This window comes from Pseudomonas sp. GW821-FHT01C01, assembly GCF_059422645.1.
Genome location: NZ_JBWKXF010000109.1, coordinates 1 through 4,025, shown reverse-complemented (window position 1 = coordinate 4,025; position 4,025 = coordinate 1). Strand labels below are relative to the sequence as shown.

At 61.2% G+C, this 4,025-nt stretch carries 4 protein-coding genes; 2 read left to right on the top strand and 2 right to left on the bottom strand.

Annotated features, from left to right (window positions below; all coding sequences use genetic code 11):
- The first annotated feature begins 183 nt into the window (after window positions 1-183).
- Window positions 184-1,686 (top strand): aldehyde dehydrogenase family protein, encoded by a 1,503-nt coding sequence (locus AC07XF_RS28880; protein WP_495029237.1) that lies wholly within the window; start codon window positions 184-186, stop codon window positions 1,684-1,686.
- A 62-nt stretch (window positions 1,687-1,748) separates the two neighbouring features.
- On the opposite strand, the gene AC07XF_RS28875 is transcribed toward AC07XF_RS28880, so the two are convergent.
- Together AC07XF_RS28875 and cynS are read right to left on the bottom strand one after the other, a co-directional pair.
- Window positions 1,749-2,408: a carbonic anhydrase gene (locus tag AC07XF_RS28875; RefSeq protein WP_008046959.1), complete on the bottom strand. Its 660-nt coding sequence runs from the start codon at window positions 2,406-2,408 to the stop codon at window positions 1,749-1,751.
- A gap of 61 nt (window positions 2,409-2,469) precedes the next feature.
- On the bottom strand, window positions 2,470-2,937 hold the full coding sequence (cynS, locus tag AC07XF_RS28870; RefSeq protein ID WP_007997334.1) for a cyanase: 468 nt from the start codon (window positions 2,935-2,937) through the stop codon (window positions 2,470-2,472).
- Between the two features lie 123 nt (window positions 2,938-3,060).
- Here cynS and cynR point away from each other — a divergent pair, with 123 nt between their 5' ends.
- Window positions 3,061-3,942, top strand: coding sequence for a transcriptional regulator CynR (gene cynR / locus AC07XF_RS28865; RefSeq protein ID WP_495029236.1), 882 nt, complete (start codon window positions 3,061-3,063; stop codon window positions 3,940-3,942).
- Window positions 3,943-4,025: the final 83 nt, after the last annotated feature.

Here is a 4,025-nt window from a genome sequence, read left to right as displayed (position 1 = left end):
GTGTCAGGCAACATCAGTCTGGCTGACACGCCGCTTTCGCGAGCAAGCCCGCTCCCACAGGGGATCACCGATGCGGCCGGGATTGTGCAAAGCAGGCCGAGCTCGGTCACCGGCCTGAAACGTGACGCTCCGGGGAAATTGCTATACATTTTCCGGCCGCCCTCTGCATGGTGTAACCGCTTCATGTCTCTCGCGCTCGAACGTCTAGTCGCTGGCACGCCTATCCCTTTCGCCGGTAATCGTGTCACTGTCGTCAGCCCCGAACTGGCGGAACGCTTTCAGCCCGGTGACCACCTGTTGGTGGAGCAGGTCAGCGGCGAGTTGCTGCTGATCCCCGTGGCGGACCAGCAAGCGGCCAGCGTCGCGATCGAGCGCGCCCAAGCGGCGTTTACCGCGCTGTCGGCGGTGTCCGATCAAGCGATCAGCGCCTTCTTCGACCTGTTTGCCCAACGCCTGGAAACCCCGGAATGCTGGGCCTTGATCGAGGCCGCCAACCTGGCCGACATCGAGCGGGCCAAGGCTCGCGGTCGCTCGACCACCCGGTTGCTGGCCGATGAGCGCATGCGTCGCGACATGATCGCCGGCCTGCGCGCGTGGCGTGATGCCGCGGCCAGCCGTGGCAAGGTGATCAGCTGCGTCGAGCACGATGGCTGGAAGGTCGAGCAAGTGGTCTCGCCATTGGGCATCGTCGCCTTCGTCTTCGAAGGCCGGCCGAATGTGTTTGCCGACGCGGCCGGTGTATTGCGCACCGGCAACACTGCGGTGTTGCGCATCGGCAGTGATGCGTTGGGCACCGCCCAGGCGATTGTTGCCCATGCGTTGAATCCCGCACTCAACGATGCCGGATTGCCGGCTGGTGCGGTGTCGCTGGTCGAAAGCGTCAACCACGCTGCCGGTTGGGCGATGTTCGCTGACCGGCGCCTGTCATTGGCGGTGGCCCGTGGTTCGGGGCGCGCCGTCAGTCAACTGGGCAGCATCGCGCAGCAGGCCGGCACGGCGGTCAGCCTGCACGGCACCGGTGGCGCATGGCTGATTGCCAACGCCGATACCGATGCCCGGCGCTTCGCCGCTGTGGTGCGCAACTCCCTGGACCGTAAAGTCTGCAACACCCTGAACGTCTGCCTGATTCACCGCGACCGCGCCGCTGAACTGGTGCCGCTGTTCCTCGACGCGCTCAAGCAGGCCGGCACCGCACGGGGGCAGGGTTGCAAGTTGCACATCGTCGAAGGCAGCGAGTCGCACCTGCCGCAAGACTGGCTTGCCGCAACGGTCGAGGTGTACCGCGCCGAGGGTTATCAAACCGAGGCGCAGGCCGAGCCGTTGCCGGAAGATCAATTGGGCCGCGAATGGGAGTGGGAAGAAACCCCGGAAGTCAGCCTGAAAATCGTCGATGACTTGGACAGTGCCATCGCCTTGTTCAATCGCTACAGCCCGCAATTCACCGTGTCATTGATCAGTGAAAGTGCCGAGGCTCAGGAGCGCTTCTACAACGCGGTCAACGCGCCTTTTGTCGGCAATGGCATTACCCGTTGGGTCGACGGCCAGTACGCGCTGAACAAGCCGGAGTTGGGGCTTTCGAACTGGGAGAACGGGCGCCTGTTTGCTCGTAGTGCGATCCTCTCGGGTGATGGCGTGTTCACCATCCGTAGCCGCATGACCCAGATCGATCTGGGCGTCAAACGCTGAAACAGCGGAACCAGTGACCGCTGCAAGGGCGGTCACTTTTTTTGAACGATCGGCGGTTCTGATCAAGCGGCTTTGATCGCTTTGGCCGATACGGCACAAGTGCCCGGATGCTCGACCAGCGACACGAAGCTTCGGCTGTCGGCATCCAGCGCATCGATCGAACCGGTCTCGATGTCGTACACCCAGCCATGCAGGTTCAACAGGCCTTTTTCCTGGGCAAGTCGCACACTCGGGTGCGTCTGGATGTTGGCCAGTTGGGCGATGACATTCTCCCGAACCATCGAACTGACCTTGGCCGCTTCGCTGGCGTGTGGCCGGCCTTCGTTGATCACTTTCGCCGACTCGGCGTGTTGCAGCCAGCCGCTGACGGCGGGCAGGTGATCCATGCACGTGCACTTCGCCACCGCTGTCATGGCGCCGCAATCCGAATGACCGCAGATCACGATGTCGGTCACGCCGAGCACCGCAACGGCGTATTCGACCGTGGCCGATACGCCACCCGGATGCGGACTGTAGGACGGCACGATGTTGCCGGCATTACGGATCACGAACAGTTCACCGGGCTCTTGTTGGGTCAGCAGTTCCGGCACGACACGGCTGTCGGAACAGGTGATGAACAGCGTGCCTGGATGTTGGGTGGTGGCCAGGTGTTTGAACAGGTCGGTGCGTTGCGGAAAGGCTTCTTTCTGGAACTTCAAAAAACCGTCGATGAGCGCTTTCATGATCGCTTCCTCATGGGTGAGCAGGGTTTGGCCCGCACGGGCAGTGCGGGCCGGTATCAACTTAGAAAGGACGCAGCGGCAGGAACTTGCCGTCGAGGGTGATGACGGCGCGGGAGCCACCTTCCGGATCTTCGACTTTCTTCATGTCGAGCTTGAAGTTGATCGCGCTGATGATGCCGTCGCCGAACTGCTCATGAACCAGGGCTTTGAGGGTGGTGCCGTAGATCTGGATCATTTCGTAGAAGCGGTAGATGGTCGGGTCGGTCGGCACACCTGAGAGGCTGCCGCGCAGCGGGATGATCTGCAGCCGGGCCACGGCGTCGGCGTCCAGTTCGAGTTTGTCGCCTACCACTTTGGCGGCGGTTTCCGGCAGCGGATGTTGACCGAGCAGGGCAGCGGTGACATAGGCCAGGCTCAATCCGGTGCCATCGGCCAGGTCCTGCCACGAGAGGTTTTTGCGCGCCTTGGCATCAAGGACAGAAGTGGTCAGGGCCAGGCTTGGGTCATTGTAGGCATGGGACTGTTGCATGGTGATTCTCCTATCGGAAGGGGGGTTGCTTGGGTGTGGGGCCATCTTCTGCCGATCAATCCATAGCGTCCAAGACCGATATACAATGCAAACCATAAGCACTGCCTATAGATGGAGAATCCCATGCTGCTTCGACATTTGCGTTATCTGCTGGCGGTTGCCGACCACGGTGGTTTCACGCGGGCCGCCGAAGTGCTGCACGTGTCACAGCCGACCTTGTCGCAGCAGATCCGGCAACTGGAAGAATCCCTGGGCGTGAGTCTGTTCGACCGGACCTCGCGCACGGTCAAGCCGACCGATGCGGGAGAGGCTTACATTGAATGTGCGCGGCGGGTATTGGTGGAGCTGGAAGCGGGCAAACGTGCATTGCATGACGTGAAGGATTTGTCTCGCGGGACCTTGCGCCTGGCCATGACGCCGACCTTCATGGCCTATCTGGTAGGGCCGCTGGTGCGCGGCTACGTGGCGCGCTACCCGAACATCCATCTGGAAATTTTCGAGCTGTCGATGGACGAAATCGAGGCCGGGCTGGCGGATGATTCGCTGGACGTCGCGATTGCGTTTGATCAGGTGAGAAGCGCCGAGATCGAATCGATCCCGGCCTTTACCGAAACCCTGGGGTTGATGGTTGGGCGCGAACACCCATTGTACGAAAGCCTGGATGCGCTGTCCGGGGAAGAGGTGGCCAAACTTGAATTTGCCCTGCTGACCCCGGACTACATCACCCGTACGTGCATCGACGAGTTTTTCGCTGAGGCGCGGATCACGCCAAAAGTGGTGATTGAAGTGAACTCGGTCAACACGCTGCTGGAAGTCATCCGACATTCCGCCATCGCCACCATCCTGCCGGAACCCATCGCCACTCAGGATCGGGCATTGCGCAAACTTACCATGCTGTGCGCAGCGCCTGAACGCGGGGCCGCGTTGCTTCGGCGCAAGAACAACTATCACAGTGCGGCGTCACTGGCGTTTGTGGATCTGGTGTTGGGGACCGATTTTTCATAACCACTACAAAACCCTGTGGGAGCGGGCTTGCTCGCGAATGCGGTGTGTCAGTTGACATAGTGTTATCTGACACACCGCATTCG